Origin of the sequence: Idiomarina ramblicola (genome assembly GCF_003987255.1) — a bacterium.
GTDB classification, from domain to species: domain Bacteria; phylum Pseudomonadota; class Gammaproteobacteria; order Enterobacterales; family Alteromonadaceae; genus Idiomarina; species Idiomarina ramblicola.
This window is the reverse complement of record NZ_PIQC01000007.1, coordinates 1-18,275: the sequence shown is the minus strand read 5'-3', so window position 1 is coordinate 18,275 and position 18,275 is coordinate 1. Positions and strand designations below refer to the sequence as shown.

The 18,275-nt window shown below is 44.9% G+C and carries 12 protein-coding genes; 1 reads left to right on the top strand and 11 read right to left on the bottom strand.

Annotated elements, in window-relative coordinates:
* Nucleotides 1–20: 20 nt before the first annotated feature.
* The 3 genes from CWI78_RS09735 to CWI78_RS09725 all read right to left on the bottom strand — a co-directional run bounded on the left by CWI78_RS09735 (nt 21) and on the right by CWI78_RS09725 (nt 1,961).
* On the bottom strand, nt 21–605 hold the full coding sequence (locus tag CWI78_RS09735; protein WP_244213111.1) for a FlgO family outer membrane protein: 585 nt from the start codon (nt 603–605) through the stop codon (nt 21–23).
* 9 nt (nt 606–614) lie between these two features.
* Nucleotides 615–1,181 (bottom strand): FlgO family outer membrane protein, encoded by a 567-nt coding sequence (locus CWI78_RS09730; RefSeq protein WP_126782615.1) that lies wholly within the window; start codon nt 1,179–1,181, stop codon nt 615–617.
* A gap of 72 nt (nt 1,182–1,253) precedes the next feature.
* A complete protein-coding gene (locus tag CWI78_RS09725) occupies nt 1,254–1,961 on the bottom strand; it encodes a LytR/AlgR family response regulator transcription factor (protein WP_157982705.1) in 708 nt (235 codons plus the stop codon).
* 308 nt (nt 1,962–2,269) lie between these two features.
* On the opposite strand from CWI78_RS09725, the gene CWI78_RS09720 reads away from it, so the two are divergent.
* Complete coding sequence (locus tag CWI78_RS09720; RefSeq protein WP_126782613.1) at nt 2,270–3,244, top strand: class I SAM-dependent methyltransferase; 975 nt, start codon at nt 2,270–2,272, stop codon at nt 3,242–3,244.
* A gap of 75 nt (nt 3,245–3,319) precedes the next feature.
* Here the strand turns inward: CWI78_RS09720 and CWI78_RS09715 are convergent, their stop codons facing one another.
* From CWI78_RS09715 to CWI78_RS09680, 8 genes are all read right to left on the bottom strand, one after another.
* Nucleotides 3,320–6,046, bottom strand: coding sequence for a TonB-dependent receptor plug domain-containing protein (locus CWI78_RS09715; RefSeq protein WP_126782612.1), 2,727 nt, complete (start codon nt 6,044–6,046; stop codon nt 3,320–3,322).
* Nucleotides 6,047–6,264: 218 nt separating this feature from the next.
* Nucleotides 6,265–7,179, bottom strand: a complete 915-nt coding sequence (locus tag CWI78_RS09710; RefSeq protein ID WP_126782611.1) for an SAM-dependent methyltransferase — start codon at nt 7,177–7,179, stop codon at nt 6,265–6,267.
* Between the two features lie 156 nt (nt 7,180–7,335).
* Nucleotides 7,336–10,149, bottom strand: a complete 2,814-nt coding sequence (locus CWI78_RS09705) for a TonB-dependent receptor plug domain-containing protein (RefSeq protein ID WP_126782610.1) — start codon at nt 10,147–10,149, stop codon at nt 7,336–7,338.
* A gap of 315 nt (nt 10,150–10,464) precedes the next feature.
* Entirely contained in the window at nt 10,465–13,374 is a 2,910-nt protein-coding gene (locus CWI78_RS09700; protein WP_126782609.1) for a TonB-dependent receptor plug domain-containing protein, read from the bottom strand.
* A 177-nt stretch (nt 13,375–13,551) separates the two neighbouring features.
* Entirely contained in the window at nt 13,552–14,184 is a 633-nt protein-coding gene (locus CWI78_RS09695; RefSeq protein WP_126782608.1) for a 3'-5' exonuclease, read from the bottom strand.
* A 2-nt stretch (nt 14,185–14,186) separates the two neighbouring features.
* On the bottom strand, nt 14,187–16,019 hold the full coding sequence (locus tag CWI78_RS09690) for a DUF294 nucleotidyltransferase-like domain-containing protein (RefSeq protein ID WP_126782607.1): 1,833 nt from the start codon (nt 16,017–16,019) through the stop codon (nt 14,187–14,189).
* Nucleotides 16,020–16,130: 111 nt separating this feature from the next.
* On the bottom strand, nt 16,131–17,846 hold the full coding sequence (locus tag CWI78_RS09685) for a sodium:solute symporter family protein (protein ID WP_126782606.1): 1,716 nt from the start codon (nt 17,844–17,846) through the stop codon (nt 16,131–16,133).
* A 6-nt stretch (nt 17,847–17,852) separates the two neighbouring features.
* Nucleotides 17,853–18,119, bottom strand: coding sequence for a DUF4212 domain-containing protein (locus CWI78_RS09680; RefSeq protein ID WP_126782604.1), 267 nt, complete (start codon nt 18,117–18,119; stop codon nt 17,853–17,855).
* Nucleotides 18,120–18,275 lie beyond the last annotated feature (156 nt).

The window sequence follows — 18,275 nt, the reverse complement described above, 5'->3', positions numbered from 1 at the left end:
TATTTCGTCAGGCCGTACCCTTATGGGGATTTTCTAAGAACCGGTTGCCCGTCATTCTCATCTAACTGGCGAATCACAGCATCAGGAATAAATACCTGAGCAACACTGGCGACGCTTTTAGAGTTAATATCAACTAACCGCGTGTTAACCATCACTCCGTTGCGATGGTTTGAAAGTGTTCCCACCACAACATGCGAAATAGGCATAATTTCATCCAGTTCCAGGTAGTCGCGCGTTAACGCAAAGTCACCGCTCTCGGTTACCCGAATAAAGTCGGTCGTTTTAAAATCCATAACGTTCCAGTCCCGACGATGTAGCTCCAGCATCAGTTGTTCTGACAAAACCTGACTTAATGCCGAGCTCTTATCGTACTGACTGGTAACACCGACCATGTGAGTCACACCCACTTTCGCATCTTTCGTTTCAATACTGGCGTTATCCACCAATTGCTGTGCGAGTGCTGCTGTAAAGCTGGCACTATAAGGTTGCTGATAAGGTGTTGGCTCTTGTTCTTCTGGCTGATGAGCAGCCTGCTTAGCCGGTAAAATTGTGCAGGCGGTTGATAAGGTTACTGTCAGTAATGTGGCTACGAATAATTTCATCATCAAAACCTCTTAATTGCGCTGCAAACGGCCATTGACCAACTCAGCCTGCTTATTTGGCCAATATAGGTGTTTAGGAACATACCGATTGGCAGCAGCCAATACTTGTTGACTGCGACGATCGACAACCCGTAGATTCACCATCGCGCCCCCGTCTTTACGAGACAGCGTTCCGACTAAAATCCAGTCTAAGTTTGGTTCGTCGTTGAGATTATCAGCGTCCCGGCTTAATGCCAGAGCCCCGGTTTGACTCAGACTGACATAGCTCTGAGATCTGAACTCAACCAATGCAACGTTTCGCTCTTCAAGGTGTGCGTATATCCCTTCGCTCAACTGATGACTTAAATCATATAACGAATCGCCTTGTTCCGGTTGTGTCAGGCTTTCGGCTAAAACCCAGCGAGTGACTCCCAACTGAGATTGAGGGTACTCTCTCATTTTAGCACTCAGCTGCTCTGCTAATTGTGCGGCCAAATCATCCGCGATGACTTCATGTGGATTAGATACATGGGCTTGTCCTCTAAGAGGAAAAAATATCAGTGTACAGAGCGCCATAATGGCGATAAACCGATAAAGCATAGCACTTACCTTAATTAGTTTCGTTCATACTTTGTTATCGGCCAGTTCTAGTTAAGGTTTAGTGAGATTTAATTAGAGCGATGCAGAAACGCCTAGCTGCTCGAACAGATTATTGCGGTAAGCATGCCCTATCTTAAGTTCGGTTCCGTCGGTTAACTGAACCAGTGTAAAGCGCCCCAGCTCACTGCTAAGTTCCTTTATCTTTAACAGGTTAACAATGGTCGAACGGTGGATGCGTGCAAATTTTGTGGTATCTAACTGCTTAACCAAGGTATGCAATGTGGTGCGATGTAAATATTTATCGTCTTCTGTATAAACTTCAACGTAGTTTCCGGCCCCCTTTATCCACAACACATCCTGCACGGGTAAAAGCTCAATACGCCCAACATTCTTGATGGGAAAGACATGGGTGAAAACACGCTGCGAACGGGACTCCTGAATCAACTCTGTCAGGCTTAGAATATCGTCGGGCAACAACTGAAACGGGATAAACAGCAGTTTTTTATTGTCATACTGCAATTGATGCTGATGATTAAAGTGGCCCAGGACAGCATAATTTTCAGCATTAAAGAAAGTTATCCGCTCGAAAGTCTCTTCAAACGATTCTCTTTCTCCCACAGCATCATAAATAAGCCAGTCGATACTTTCCGCATCGGAACTTAACTCATTGGTAGTCGTTAAATGCTTAAAGCTGACTTTAAACTCTTTAAAGGTGGTACTTAGCGAGCTGGCCAGATCCTTCCGTTGGCTTATCAATACCACCTTTGGCTCGTGCTGCACCTGCAGTCCCTTTTCCATCGCATAATAAGACTGATGGTAAGGAAGCCAGACGAGATAAGGATTTTTTGTGATTAAAAGAACATTATAGTGAGTTTCCTGCTCATTTTTAGGGATAAAAACCATAATACGTAGAAGAAGTCGTTTTCCTGGAGTTTAGCCTAACTCAGTAAAAAACTCGCTGATCAATAGACTCTCCTTTTGTAATCTATAGACTAAAACTTCGAAACCTCAATTAGCCCCTCCCCCCTAGTTTCAGGTATCATTAATACACTTTATTAACACAATTCATTTCACGTAAAGAGGTAATAATGGATCATTGGAATCAATACTGGAATTCTCCGGGTGTTCTTAACAGTTTCGCTGAAGGCGAAAGTAATGAAGGCTATAGAGGTACGGTACATAAAACCTGGCAGTCATTACTTTCAGACCTAAACAAAGGCTCCCGAATTTTAGATCTCGGTTGTGGTAATGGCGGTCTGGCTTTACTTGCAACAGAAGTTAGTGACGCCGAGAACAAAAGCTTCAAAATAGAAGCTGCCGATGCCGCTTCAATTGATCCTGTTCAACAGTTCCAACAGCAACCCGCTATTGCCAAAAAACTGGAAAAAATAACCTTTCATAGTGACATGCCGGCAGAGCAGCTTAAGTTCGAGGACGGCTCACTGGACGCGGTGGTTAGCCAGTTTGGTTTTGAATATTCTGATAGTAAAAAGTCTATAACAGAAATTAACCGGGTGCTAAAAAAAGGCGGCGTGTTCGGTGCTGTTTGCCATAATTCAAATAGTGCCATTACTGAGGAGTGTCGTGCGGGCGCTGAATTTATCGACCACTTGCTCAATCACACCCCCGTTTTCCCTTTAACAGAAGTGATTCTTACACTGGCTGAACAGGCGATTCCTCAACTTGGTGACAAAGGCTTTCAGGAATACAAAATCTATCGTGTGCAGCGCAATAGCGTCATGTGGATTATTCAAACTTTAAGAAAGCAGTTTAATAGTGCGGGCCATAAAGTTTGGCTAGATGAAGTAGAAGGCCGCATTCAAACGGTATTCAATAATTTGGATAGTAAGCACTTAACTGATATTCGTCGTTTTCTAGGCTTTCATTATGAACAACTGAATGGCCAACAAAAACGAATTCAAGAACAGGCCAATGTTGCGCTGTCGGAAAAAGACATTGAGCAGTTAACGTCAGAATTCAAAACACACGGATTGAACTTGAATGCGACTGAAATTGCGTTAGAAGAAGGCGTCACGGGCTGGTTGTTAACCGCAACGAAATAAATTAATAAATTTATGCAGCAGCCATAAAAAAACCCAGCCATAGGCTGGGTTTTTTATTACTCAATAACTTAACTATTAGAAGTTTTGAGTATAGCTAACCTGGAATTGACGACCTGTAAATGGATACAGACTTGTATCAAATTCATAGTTGTCATCCAATACTGGGTCACGGTCAAATACGTTATTTACACCCAGAGTCACTTTACCATCCCATGGTGTGTTGTAGTTGTACTGAACGTTTGAATGCGCCCAACCACCTGTTATACGTTTATTTCCATCACCATCGGTGGTGCATTTCGCCTGGAAAGTTGCGTCTTCAAGTGTGTCGGTATCAAGCGTAGTACTGTGACAACGGCTTGGGATGAAATACGTGTGCCAGTTTACTGAGTGGTTACCCAACTGATAGCCAACCGTAATGTCTGCACGGTACTCGTTTAACGTCAGCTCAGTGTAATCCTGTTGTGCTGAAGCAGGAGTAAACTGGCCGTTGTATTCAAGTACATAGCTCATTGTGAAATCAGCATTTAACACGCCAGGGCCAATGCCTTGTGCATAGTTAGCACTGACATCAAAACCTGATGTATCGAATGACTGATAGTTAGTAGGCTGAACTACGTGGTTACCACCAGCACTTACGTCATATTCAAGACCTTCATAGGTATCGATGGTTTCCATAAACTGCAACCACATGACGTCTTGCGCTACGATTGATGTAATAGTGTCATCAATTTCAGTGTAGTAGTAATCGACAGAGAAGTTTAAGTCAAAGTCTTGACCTGCTCCAAAGTCATAAACCGCACCAAGAGCGTATTGAGTTGACTCTTCAGGACCTAAGTTCTCGTTAGAACCAATGTAAGTGTCATACTGCTGCTCTGGTTGTGCTAAACACGCTGCAATATCGTCAGCGAAGTTAGGATCGTTCTGAACCTGAGAAATGGTTCCACCCATACAAGTTGGGATATCACGACCAAACGACGCACTGAATGCTGGCTGTTGATACAACATGTCCAGTGACGGAGCACGGAAACCGGTACCTGCTGATGCACGAACAATTAAGTTATCCAGAGGCTGGTAACGAGTCGAGATTTTGTACGAGTCCGCATCACCAAAGTCTGAATAATCATCTAAGCGAGCTGCCAGATCCATATCCCAGTTGTCAGCTAATGGAATTGACCACTCGGTGAAAATCGCTTTCATTTCACGGTCACCACCAGATGTACCACCAGAGGTACCAATGATATTACCCGCTTCGTTCTGTGCCTGAGCCTGGTCACGGTATTGTTCACGGCGAACTTCACCACCGACAAACCATTGGCTCATGCCTGGGCCATCACCCTGTAAACCGAAATCGATACGGTCAACAATCATTGACGCGCGACGGTTTGAGTTTTCACGCATTTGAGCAACTAAGTCTGAGTATTCGCTTTGGTCTGGCTGGCGAGGATCCCAACCGTTCGCAGCGGCATAGTCAAGACCACGAGTGTTGACATAGCCGTCACCCCACTCATGCATTTCATAAATACTGCGGTTATAAGCAACTTCATAGTCAACATTCATTGAGCCAATGTAGCCTTCAAAACCAACAGTGTAGTCATTCAGGTAGTCATACTGGTTAGTATCACGACCCGGACCGGTGTTATCAAAGCGGTAGTAAACGTAGTCACCTGGATTCATCTCGGTAAGCGTCTGACCGTCGCTTAGTGTTTCTTCTGGTAAGGTTTCACCAGACCAAACGAAGAAACCGGCTGCTGGTGCATAACGACCAAAACTTTTAGTACGCGAAGATAGCGCACGAGTAAAGAAGCGGTGGTCATCGCTGATGTTGTACTTACCATCTACAAACAGGCTGTAGCGATCCAAAGATGCTGATGCAGCAGATGATAATGTATGCTCGTAACCACAAGTGGTATCACCCGGGTACGCGCTATCAGACCAAACACCTGAGTACTCTTCGCCATAAACGGAGCAGTCATCACTGACCATTGAGCTCAGTACGCCAGTGCTAGGGTCAACAATGTTACGCGCATACTGCGAGAAACCAGTTGTTTCACGGTAGTCTGGACGACCTTCGAACATAGTCGACTCATCGTTGAAGTTATAGCTTTCAAAGAAGAAACGATCACGTGAGAAGATGATGTCTTTACGGTCGTGCTCTAAACCAACAGTGATGCTACCAGATTTACCTGCGATGCCGCCGACGATGCTAACAGATTTTTCGTCACCGCCTTCGCGGTCACTGATGGTTTTATCAGCAGTGATCTGTAGACCGTTGTAATCTTCTTTCATGATGATGTTAACAACACCACCAATAGCATCAGAACCATAAACCGCTGATGCGCCATCAGACAGAATTTCAATACGTTCTACCGCAGCGAAAGGAATGGTGTTCAAGTTCTGAGACTGACCATCACCTACCGGAGAACCTGGCAGACGGCGACCGTTCAAAAGAATCAGCGTACGGTTTGAACCTAAACCGCGTAAGCTCATCTGAGCTTGGCCCTGAGCGGTGTTACCCGATTCTTCACGAATTGAGCCCTGAACGTTGAAACTGTTGTTACGCAGAACGTCAGAAACGGATTGGAAACCAGTTGCATCAATGTCAGCACGGTCAATGACCATAACTGGTGTTGCGCCTTCAACGTCAGTACGGTTTAGACGTGAACCAGTAACCTGGATGCGTTCTACTTCTTCTTCTGCCTGCACGTCAGTTTGCGCGTCTTGCGCAATGGCTAACGTTGGAAAACCTAAAGACGCAGCTACTGCTGCAGCCGTTAAGCTTTTGCGAAATGTCATATTTTTCATGAGTAAAAACTCCCTGGAACGTTTTTTTTATATCGCTTCTTTTGTTAGAAGCTGGTTAGAATCTAACAGGAAGTTAAATGCTTGTAAACTTTTCGTATCGAATTTGTTGAGGATGTTTGTTCAATGTAACGAATCCGCTACCTAAGTCTTAATGAGCCCTTGAGTTCAACGGTACCCGATAAACCCAATCCCATTTCAGGACCTTGGGTTGACAGAAACTATTTGGTTGCCTGTATACAGTTCCCGACAATACCCGTTTCAGGAAACTGCACCTGCTGTACCTTGACCTGTTTAAAACCTGCCTGCTCTACACGCTTTTGGATGGCGTCGATGCCTTCCAATTCGTCTGTCGCTTTTAAGAGCGTGGTTAATCGTCCTTTATGTTCTGTAATATTGTTCAGATAGTCTTCGAATACCTTCAGCGACTCGTCTTTTTGACCAGAAGCTGCGGCCTGCAATAAATGCTTAGTCGCAGGAACAAAGTTCATTGCATGAAAAGCCGGGCTACGCTGATGCTTGCGGGCAAACTCATTTAGCCGCTGCTGTGCTTCCAGCGCAGACTTTGGCAGGTTACCGGGACCATGTTTCAACAGAGCTTCTTGCAATACTTGTACAGACTTTCGTAACTGCTTGATTGCAGATGGAATAAAGTCGTAGATTGCCAGGCTTTTAAGGTAGATAACCGATTCTTTAGAGTGAACCAAAGCGACTAAAGACCCGCCACGCTTTAGTTGCGCAAACAGATTGTTAAGGCCAGCATCGACGTCACCATACTCCAACCCAAAATGGGACACGAAAGTACCCACTTTTTTATTAGAAGGGAGCCTGAACGTTTCATAAGGCGTGTTACCAGAAAGCTTTAAGTCTTTGTTCGGTGGGTTAATATCAGCTGAATCGATGCCCATCAGGGTCAACTTTTTCGTCTTTTCCCCAGCATACTCAGTGAGCCATTCCACAACGATGCCATTACCCGTTCCGACATCGACAATGGGTTGCTTGGGCTCAAACTCTTCCATCCGCTCAAACCAGAACTTTCTCATTTGATAGATTTGTAAACGAGACTTCTCATCTAAAAAGCTGGCTTTAGCGCCTTTTTGCCAATAACTATTCCACGGATTTTTTGTTGTTGTCATGGATACTCCACTCTTCATCAGCATAATTGTTATCTGAGCATACTATGCAGCAAATTTTATGTCAGCCAACTTTCAATCAATAATCCGGCATAAAAAAAGCCAGTCGATGAAAACATCGACTGGCTTTAGCTGGTTTAAAACTTTAAGGAAAGTTTTTTAGAAACGCATTGTTACGCCGGCAAAGTAGTAACGACCAGTAACATCATAGGCTTCTGACGCCGTATTAATGCCTGTTCCGCCACTCACAGTACCTTGCGGTAACATAGGTGGTTTCTTATCAAAGGCATTACGAACACCAACGCTGAATTCATAGTTATCGTTCATGAAATAGCGAGCGGAAATGTCATGATAAGTTACCGAACCCACGTTATTAAACTCTTCCAACGGCGCATAATTCGTGAAGTTATAGTTATAACCGTTCATTGAATCTTTAGCGCTGTCCCAATAACGCATTCTCCAGGAGAATGACAAGTCATTCAGAGAATAAGCCAAGTTCAAGTTGGCTCTATGATTTGGTGTTGTAATCTCACCTTCATAATTTTCAACACTGCCATCATAAATTGACTCGATTGAGTATTCGTCGATGTAGTTCCAGATAAGGTCCGCTGAAAACTGACCATCAGCAATAGTTTTACGGTAGTTCAACTCAAGATCAACACCAGAAGTGCTGATGATATTTTCGTTTGAAGAGCTGCTGTCAACATCAACCAAAACACCGTCAGAGCTGCGGAAAACTTGATCATTACAGCTTGCATCGAAGTTATCCGGGTTAACTGAGTAGCAACGTTGAAGTACAGTAGAACGACCTGTAATTGCAATCGCGTCTTCTACTTCAATGTTGTAGTAATCAACTGTTGCTGATAATTCATCAGTCACCTGCCAGATTGCACCTAAGCTGTAAGTGTCAGCAGTTTCTTCTTTGACATTCGGATTACCGCCGATCATACCACCGGTACCCTGAGCTTCAGCTTGCGTCAACGTGAAAGAACCATCATTTTGAATACGATTATCAACCGAAGCAATAGAACGGCAGTTTTCGGCTATGTTGCCTGTGGTGCTGGCAGTAACATCGACACAAGGATCAGAAACCGCAGCAAAAGTTTCGCCGGCACCCGAGTACAGGTCAGAGATATTCGGTGTACGGATAGCGGTCGCAGCTGACGCACGAAGTTTAAAGCCATCAACCGGCTCATATTCCGTACCTAAGTTCCAGGTCGTTGCAGACCCAGTCGCTGAATGATCAGAGTAACGCGCAGCCAAATCAACCGATAGGTTCATTAGGACAGGAAGGCGAGTTTCCACGAAAATATCTTTTGTATCGTAACGACCATCAGTTGGTTCAGAAAGGTTCGTGCTTGATGCGCCTGTCTGAGCCAAGTCCCCCGGGCTATAGGTACCCTTCTCTTCGCGATACTCAAGACCACCGGCTAATCCGACAAAGCCACCAGCCATTTCGATTGGCAGATCACCAGAAACAACGCTCTGTACGACAAACTGTTCCGCCGTACCCGTTGCTTTAGCTGGAGTTGAGATATAGTCAACTGCTTCTGGAGAAACGGAGTTTTCTCCAAATAAGTTCAAAGGAACACAGCCTTGCATGCGCGCAATTGGATCAGCACAAACCAAATTGCCGTTACCATCTTCGACAACATCCAACGCTAAACGAGCACGATCGGTATTAACTTGACCGCCGTTTAACTGTTCTTGGTTGGTACGTCCCCAGGTCATGTAAGTGTCCCAGGTCCAATTGTAGTTAATGTCATAATTGAAACCCGTGGCAATACGTAACGTATCACGAGTCACATCGGTAGAGCGTTGACCGAACTCGCTCATACGACGCACAAATGTGGTTTCATTTAAATTTTCAATACCTTCAGCTTGTAAGTTCTGGCGTAGCAGATCAGGTACTAAAGGAGAGTTCACACTCAGGCCATCGATAGGTTGTTCTACACGATGGTTCATCCATAAGTCTTCACCAATGTTGAAAGGCGTTGGTTCAATGGTTGAGCCTTGAGTTTCAGCCGAGTTCCAGTGGACAGAACCGAAGACACTTAAATCACTTTCCAGGTCCTGGCGAATTTCAGCAGCAACGTACCGGCGTTCCAGTGGAGTCACTAACTGACGCGCACTAGCGCGGTTGAAACCACCTGAGTATTCCGTACCGTCACCATTATAGCTATTATTGTCAGTAGTGATGCGTCCCTGAGATGGATAAGACGACAGCACATCACCGACGTACTCGTTACCGTCATCGTCAAGCAGAATAGCGCGATCAACAGCAGAGAATGAACGGTCAGTAGATTTTAATCCTTCGTCATTATCAATACCGAAAGAAAACCACGCATTACCGTCAGCCCAGTCTTTACCTGTGGTTAGGTTAATATTCTGAGTCTGGCGATCGTGTTGTCCGGAAATACCCGTTTGAGCGTTAACCTCGACTCCGTCGAAATCTTTACGAGTAATGATGTTCACAACACCCGCTACCGCATCTGAACCGTAAACCGCAGAAGAAGCGCTTTTCAGTATCTCAATGCGTTCGATCATTACGGTAGGGATAGCATTTAAGTCAACAGCGTAACCGGTTGATGGATCAACACCTGAAACAAAACGCTGACCGTTAACCAAAACTAAGGTGCGGGCCGCACCCATGTTACGCAATTCCGTTGTATTCAAACCAACGGTTGTTGTACTGAATGCAGAGTTCGACTGATCAGAGCCAGCAATAGCAACGGGTGACATATTCAGTACTTGAGCCACATTAATTGCCCCTGTCTGAACGATATCGTCACGTCCGAGAACAGTCACAGGTACTGGGGTTTCCATACTCGCTCTGCTCAGACGAGAACCTGTGACTTCAATTTGTTCAATTTTATTCTGATCATCAGTATTGTCTTGCGCTAACGCAGGAAACGCAAGCGTAGACGCAACTGCAACCGCAGTTACGCTGCGGCGAAACAGTTTGTTATTCATGAGATTACTCCCTGGAACATTATTTTTTTAACGTTGCTTGATTGGCGAAAAGCAACATGAAACCGATGGTGTAAATAGTCATTTTTGAATTGACACACGACATTCGGTGACAACCTTTTAACGCTGTAGTAATTAGATTTCAAGAGTAAATAGAGGGGTTTCTTTACGCGGAGAATTTGATCGAACAAATCATAGACAATTAGCGCGATTATTAAACTTAAACGTTAAAATATAAAACAAAGGTTAAGCCCATTGTATACAAAAAAGCCAGCTGCAAGCAGCTGGCTTTAACAAGTTAATACTTAGTTCAAACTGTTACATGAATTCGTAAGAAATGCTTGCGAATACATAACGACCTAACGCATCAAAATAACCTGGGTAAGTGTTACCATTACTACCATTTGCACCAGTCAGGTAAGGAGGATCATTAGCCAGGATGTTGTTAACACCAATGCTAACCGTTGCGCCTTCTGCAAACATGTAACGACCTGTCAGATCTAAGTAGCTTTCGTTACTGATGTCACGTGACGTGCCGGTCAAATGCTCAGTTGCACCCAGAGAACGCAAGTTGGCTGACACTGATACGCCATCATTGTTCATCCATGTTGCACGTAGGTTATGCTGCCACTCAGGGTTTGGTGAACCACAAGTACCACCCCATTTACCAGCACACTCAGTTGTCGCAAGACCAACAACAGGCTGTGTATCAAACTTAGTAAAGTAAGTACCCACTAAGTTAAATTTCAAACGACCCCAGTCATTGTTCAGCTCATGAGTATACGTTGAGTTGATATCAAAACCTGAACGCTGTTCAAAGCCAATGTTTACGTTGGTTTCGACAATACTGTCCTGACCTAACCAAAGTGAACCACTGCTTTCACCTCGACTGATTAAGTCACAGAAAGTTGGATCACCCGTTTCAAGACACAAGTCTAGTGTTGTTTCTGAAGCAACCGTACCGATAGCGTCTTCTACTTTAATATCAAAGTAATCGACCGATATATCGAAGTTGCCATCTAACGAGCGATAAACAAAACCAGCAGATATCGTGTCAGAAGTTTCAGGTTCCAAATCCGGGTTACCACCAAAGATAGCGTTATACTGACTCGCAGGGCTTTGTGGAATTGAACCATACTGAGCAGGAGTTACCCCAGAGTTCTGACATGCTTCCAGAGTCGCTTCAGGGTTTGTGCCGGCACATGGGTCACTATCCATGTCGTACAAGCCTAAGCTTTGCGGATCGAACAATTCACGAATGTTCGCATGACGGGCCGCGCGCTGGAAACTACCACGTAATTTAATTTCCTGGTTAACATCCCAACCAACAGCCACTTTGTAAGTATCCGTTGTTTTGTCTGTTGTGTAATCTGAATAACGATAACCCAAGTCAACAACAAAACTATCAGCCCAGTCAGCGTCATCCACAACATAGATTTTCGCTTCGGTGAAGAACTCTTCAACACCTAATGAACCTTCAGTACCAATAGTCGGACCACCTTGTCCTGCACCATCACCAGATTCAAAGTTGCTATCCGGACGGAATATGAGCTTCTCATCGCGACTTGTAACACCCGCAAGCAGCTCTACGCCACCGTATGACCAAGGCGTTCTGACGCCATAATCACCTAAGTTACCAATCACGTAACCAGTAATATCGCGTAAGTTTGTTTCACCTGTCGCATACAATGGAAGGGTCAAATAACTTAACGCTTCATCAGAGATGTTAGGGCCAAAAATATCCCACGGCACACAGCTTGGGTCGACGCCACTGAGTGCTGCACTACAAACGGCTTCACCGGTATCCGGATCCGTTGTCACATCGAGAGCACGGCCAATATTAGTGATACTAAAGTCATTTTCGTATACCGAAGTCAAACTGACGTTACCAAAGTTGGCTGATAAGTCGTAACTCCAGGTATCGTTTAGGAAACCGCGAATACCAAATACGCCGCGATGTGAAATGTGTTGAAGATCCTGTTGGCGAGGACCACCTTCTACATTTCGCTTGCCAATATAAACACCTTCCCAGACATTAGGATCGCCTGAGGCTTGTGCTGGTCCGCCGGCACCACAGATAGTATCTCTTTGCTGATCTGAGAAAAGCGGATTATCACAGTTTAAATCAACTTGAGGGAAGAAAGCGCCTGACTCGGCTATTTGAGAAACGCTACGGTCTTTCACGTAACCAAGTTCGGCAAAGAACTCAATATTGTCATTTAATTCATATTTACCGAAAGCGCCTAAAGTCACTCGTTCATCCGGGCGTTGGTAGTAATTTACCGGACCAAAGTTATATAAACGTCCGTCATACTCTTGTAAAGTCCCTTCATCAATATAGTAGTCATAGCCGCCTGCAGTAAAGTCAGTTAAACGACCATCCGGAATAGTACCGGAACCACCACAGAAATACTCGCCGGTATCAGGGTCGCGGTCATAAGCACAAATACTGTAATCGCGGTTATCCTGAGTGATTGGTTTAATATCGCGAACAGTCGCGTAAGCTGTAATATTGCCTTTCCCATTATCAGCGTTAGAGCCAATGATGATTGAAAAGTCGTTCATGTGACCATCTCGGCCAGAACCGGGGGCTAGAGGAAATCCGGCTTCTTCGGCTGCTTGTGCTACTCCGTTGTCATTATCATTATCATACTGATAAAAACTGTGTTGATAATCGAGCTTAACGCCTTCGAAATCGTCTTTCATGATGAAGTTAACAACACCAGCTACTGCGTCTGAACCATAAGTTGCAGATGCACCACCTGTGAGCAACTCCACATTTTCAACTAAAGCACTTGGAATTTGGTTTAAGTCAGGAGAAATACCCCCCACTAATGGAGACCCCATAACCAGACGGCGACCATTCATTAAAACCAAGGTGCGTTGAGGTCCCAAACCACGCAGAGAAACCGTTGCTGTACCAGTAGCGCCGTTTGAATCTGTTGATGTTTGACCCGGGAAGACTTGAGGTAAATCATTCACCAAATCTTCAGCGCGGACGTTACCACTGAATTCAAACTCTTCAGAAGTAACCTGGGAAATAGGACTAGAGCTAACGACGTTAGCAGACTGCGGAATACGTGAGCCCGTAACCTGAATTCGCTCAACCGATTCTTCTACCGCAGCATCAGTAGACTCTTGATCTTGGTCTTGAGCCAGAACAGGAAAACTGATGGTTCCCGCCACTGCTGCCGCAATTAAACTTTTGCGAAACTTGATGTTATTCATAAGTTAAATCCCCCGGAGATTTATTATTATTGGTCAGAGATTAACCTCTAACAGTATAGAATTTAGCAACAAGTTATTTTTATGTAAACAAAATGTATTAGATCTTTTGATTTAATTACTATATCAATTGTTTAAAAAAAGGTTATAAAAGGAATATCCGGGGTTAAAATGACGATCTTAAAAAGTTAATAACCGCTCATTTTTCTGACGAGCCTGATAGCATTGAGCTAAGAACAGTTCTGCACAGGCAACAGTGTCAGTTAACGCGTGGTGAGCATGGTAGTCTGGTAAGTTATAGCGTTGTCGGCAGGCACTGAGCGTCAGTTGTCCACCTTGAATAGGTTGTTGAGGGTCCTTTTCCAGCTTTTTCTTCTCAAAGGCTAGCGTATCGAAAATTGCCAGAGGCTTAAAAGAAGTTCCGTACTGCGACTCAATGTACTTCAGAAATCGCCAGTCCATCCCTTTATGGTGACACACCAGTACAGCATCGTTCAGGGCCCGGCTTAGCATGCCAAATGTCTGCTTAGGTTCTGAGCTATGCAAAAAATCCTGCTCAGTTAAACCGTGTATTGTCGGGCTCTGACCTAACTCAAGTTCCTGACCATGGGAGAAAACATGATATTGGGCATTACCATAATGCATTACCGGCGGATGGATAGTCATCCAGGCTATTGATAATATTTGATGCTTTTTAGGATCCAACCCAGTGCTTTCGATATCAACAGCAACATATCGCAAATTTTGCCACGGCTGTTTCAGCTTTTGGCGTCTATCATACCAATGCGCGAGTCTCTGCAACCATTGAGCCATAGCTAGTAACCTTGCCGGCTAAACTTAAGGCCAACACCTTGCTGCGCTTCTTTTATGATCTTGAATGCAGTTTTAAGCTGACGTCTAGACAATGTGCTCAATTCATCAGGATCGATCGCGTTCTTGGGTTTATCACTTCCCCACACTTTTAACTGATGGTTTAACCTAAGTTGCGTTAAAAATTGCCAGGCTTCCAGCAACGATTGATTATCCTGTCGATTCAGCAGTCGGCTCCCTTTTAACGCAGATAAACGCGCTGGCGTACCGGGAGAGGTGATTCCAGCCTGTAATGAGTAAATGCGTGCTATATCATTAATCAACGCAATACCGTAACGTTTAATATCAATGGTATCACCATCAGTGGTGTCCTCTGTACGTAATCGATTAAACAGACCTAGAGGCACGCTTATCCGATTCACCAAAATAGCCAAGTTGCCTAAAAACATCTCATTTTTGGCGAGATCTGCAATCGCCGAACGGTACTGCTGATAGAATCGTCCAGGACCAACGACCGGTCGACTATCAAAGAATATCTGACAATACATCAAGGCTTTAGGTGTCGGACTCTCAACCCACCCCTGAAAGCGCTCTTTCCACTGATCAATCGTTCCTCGACAGTCTGGATTCGAGGCCATAATATTGCCCGGGCACGAAGGAATGCCACACTCATTTAACCCCTCGCAGACATAGTCCCCCAATCCTGCAAACCAATCTTTCTGTTTATCTGTTAAACCATTACTGAGTAAAAGACCATTATCCTGGTCCGAACTTAGTGTTTGATCTTCCCGTCCCTGAGAACCAAAGGCCAACCAGCTATATGCGGCAGGCGCTGCACCGTGTTCCTGTTCGTATAACTGTATAAGCTGACGCGTCATTCCGTCAGTAACTGACGCCATAAGTCGACCGAGCATCGAGGTTTGCTTCACTCTACTGGCGAACGTTTGCAGATAATCAGGCAGCTTTTGCGCCTCTTCTATCAACTGCGACTTACTACTGGCTTTACGAATGGCACTAATAAGAAACACTGGGTCACTGCGTTGCTGACGAATTAAATCAGTTGCCGTTACCATTCCCACGGGTTGATTTTGATCATTCACCACAGGCAGATGGTGAATGTTGCTGGAGGTCATTGTGGTTAATGCATCCATTAAAGAGCGATTCTCATAAACCGACTCCGGTAGCTGTGTCATTACAGCCGAAACCCGAATATCCAAAGGTAAGCCTTCTGCCACAACCCGATTCCGCAGATCTCTATCCGTTAAAATGCCGACCAGTTGGGTATCGTCGACAACCAAAACTGACGATATACCGTGCTTTGCCATTAACTTAGCCGCTTCCTGAACAGAGGTATCACTCGGTAAACTGACAGGAGGCATTGTCACTACGCTGCCAATCGTCTGCTCGCTCCAGTCACTGCCCGTCTCGTCATCACCTTGTTGCTCTGTTAATAATCTCTGACCATGGGCTCGAATAAAATACTGCTCGAAGGTTCTGGAGACATTGCGGAGTCGATCAAATGCCGATTGTGGCAGAACGTAAACAATACCGTCTTCTATGGTTTGAAGTTTATTTACCACCTCACGACCGGAGAGTAATGACGGATAACCAAACAAATCACCGTTTTCCAGCCTTTCAACGAGTCGCCCATCGGCACCTCTTAAATCGAAAACACCAGAGCGCACGATAAACAGTGCTGGCCGCATATCCCTTAGTATCTCATTGCAATTTTGTTCGTTCATATAAACAGATTGCAATTGCGACACCGCCCAACTTCGTTGCTCTTCGGACAAGGTGTCAAAAGGAGGGCAGTCCTTTAAAAATGAATTAACTTCCATGGGGCTAATCCCTGTTTGTAGAAACAGTCGATTTCAGTCTTGTGTATTAACCTGACTTAGTCAATAAAAAGCCCAGCACAAAGGCTGGGCTTTAAGTACACTACTTTTTCTTTAGTGAGATTGAGCTTCACCTGAGCCTTTCGGATAACGAATTGACTCCACCAGTTCCTGAATATGTTCCGGAGCATCACCAGTAAACTTATGTACGATAACAGCAACAACAAAGTTGATGATCATACCTAAGGTACCAATACCCTCAGGAGAAATACCAAATAACCAATTGTCTGGAGTATTCAATTCCGGAGCAACGAACTTGAAGTACACAATGTAGCAGAAGGTAAACAGTATACCGACAACCATGCCTGCTACCGCACCTGCACGGTTCATGCGTTTATGGAATACACCCATGATGATCGCAGGGAAGAAGCTTGCTGCGGCTAAGCCGAACGCGAAGGCGACCACCTGCGCCACGAAGCCGGGCGGATAGATACCAAAGTAAACGGAGATAAATATTGCTACGGCAGCTGCAAGCCGCGCATACAACAGCTCCTGTTTATCCGTAATATTTGGCGCCAAATTTCGTTTCAGTAAGTCGTGTGATACCGATGTCGAAATAACCAATAATAGACCTGCGGAAGTAGACAATGCAGCGGCAACACCGCCCGCAGCGACCAGTGCAACGACCCAAGCAGGCAAATCCGCAATTTCAGGGTTGGCCAATACCATGATGTCACGGTCAATGGTCATTTCGTTACGCTCATCACCTGAGTAGAACATTTTGCCGTCATCGTTCTTATCTTCCCAAGTGATCAAACCGGTTTTTTCCCAGTTCTTAATCCAGCTCGGGGCGTTCTCATATTCAACACCGGTCAGCTCTGGGCCGTTAATGGTATTAAACATATTCACCTTCGCAAACGCAGCGATAGCTGGAGCCGTTAGGTAAACAATCGAAATGAAGGTCAATGCCCAGAACGCAGAGCGGCGTGCATCACGTACTTTAGGTACCGTGAAAAAGCGTACAATGACGTGAGGTAGACCTGCAGTACCAACCATTAGTGCGGCAGTAATGAAGAATACGTCAACCTTACTACGCACACCTTCAGTATATGCGGCAAAACCAAGCTCCTGAGACAAACCATCTAACCTGTCTAGTAGATAGTTTCCTCCGCCAGGAACGTCTTGAGCGATAGTCGCGCCAAAACCTGTTTGCGGTAAAATATGATCTGTCATTAATAAAGAAATGAAAACGGCAGGTACAACATAGGCGAACATTAATACAATGTATTGTGCCACCTGTGTGTAGGTAATCCCTTTCATGCCACCAAGTACGGTATAGAAGAAAACAATGATTGCACCAATGATAACACCTGTTGCAATGTCAACTTCAAGGAATCGCGAGAACACGACACCAACACCACGCATTTGTCCGGCAATGTAAGTAAAGCAGATCAAGATAGCGCAGATTACGGCAATAGTACGTGCCGTTTGTGAGTAGTAGCGGTCGCCAATAAAGTCCGGCACAGTGAATTTACCAAACTTACGTAAGTAAGGTGCAAGACACATTGCCAACAGTACATAACCACCGGTCCAACCCATGAGGTAAACGGAGCCATCATAACCGGCGAAAGCGACGATACCCGCCATTGAGATAAAAGAAGCAGCTGACATCCAGTCTGCGGCTGTTGCCATACCATTGGCAATAGGGTTAACCCCGCCGCTTGCTACATAAAAGTCATTCGTTGAGCCAGCACGTGACCAAATTGCGATACCAATGTATAGCGCGAAGGTCAGGCCGACGATTATAAAGGTGAGCGTTTGAATATCCATAGCGCCTTAGTCCTCGTGTACATTGTATTTGTTATCTAATGCGGCCATGCCCCTCACATAAATAAAGATGAGCACGATGAAAGTCAGAATGGAGCCTTGCTGTGCGAACCAAAATCCCAGCTTAAAGCCAAAGAAAGTGATTTCGTTAAGCACGTCCACTAATATAATTCCAAAGCCATAGGAAACGATAAACCAGACGACTAGCAGCTTGAGCATCAAGCTGAGGTTTTCTTTCCAATACGCTTTGGCATGGGATTCGCTTTCGAATGCCATAACGTCCCCTCCAGTTGTTCAACATTATTGTTTTTGGGTCGTTAACAAATGTAAGTGGGATTGTTAACAGGGGAAATTGGACTTTGGTCGTAGCCTGAGGTAATTAAGTCAAATCACTTTTGTTGCAGACATAAAAAAACCCCGGCGCGTTAGCAC